Annotated in this window: 2 tRNA genes and 1 rRNA gene; all 3 read left to right on the forward strand. The window is 47.3% G+C overall.

Features of this window, described 5'->3' with window-relative positions:
* Nucleotides 1-103, forward strand: a 16S ribosomal RNA gene (locus L1D15_RS22005); the annotation flags it as partial.
* Between the two features lie 66 nt (nucleotides 104-169).
* Nucleotides 170-246 (forward strand) — tRNA-Ile (locus L1D15_RS22010).
* A 42-nt stretch (nucleotides 247-288) separates the two neighbouring features.
* Nucleotides 289-364: transfer RNA gene (locus L1D15_RS22015), tRNA-Ala, on the forward strand.
* The last annotated feature ends 122 nt before the right edge of the window (nucleotides 365-486 follow it).

Raw genomic sequence — 486 nt, forward strand, 5'->3', positions numbered from 1 at the left:
TAGTTTAACCTTCGGGGGGACGCTCACCACTTTGTGGTTCATGACTGGGGTGAAGTCGTAACAAGGTAGCGCTAGGGGAACCTGGCGCTGGATCACCTCCTTATACGATGATTACTCACGATGAGTGTCCACACAGATTGATGGTTTATGTAGTTTAAGAGACGATACTGGGTCTGTAGCTCAGGTGGTTAGAGCGTTCGCCTGATAAGCGAGAGGTCGGTGGTTCAAGTCCACTCAGACCCACCAATCTTCCTCCCAGGAGATTGGCAACAGTATCGACACCTTGATGGGGCTATAGCTCAGCTGGGAGAGCGCCTGCCTTGCACGCAGGAGGTCAGCAGTTCGATCCTGCTTAGCTCCACCATCTTTAAGTGTTCTTGAAAAAGAATCTTTAAAAATGGTTCATTTATGAATCTAGCTCTTTAACAATTTGGAAAGCTGACGAATAACAACAATCCCCATCTCTTTGAGATGCGTTGTTATTCA

Source organism: Vibrio sp. Isolate25 (genome assembly GCF_022398025.1).
Lineage (GTDB): Bacteria > Pseudomonadota > Gammaproteobacteria > Enterobacterales > Vibrionaceae > Vibrio > Vibrio coralliilyticus_A.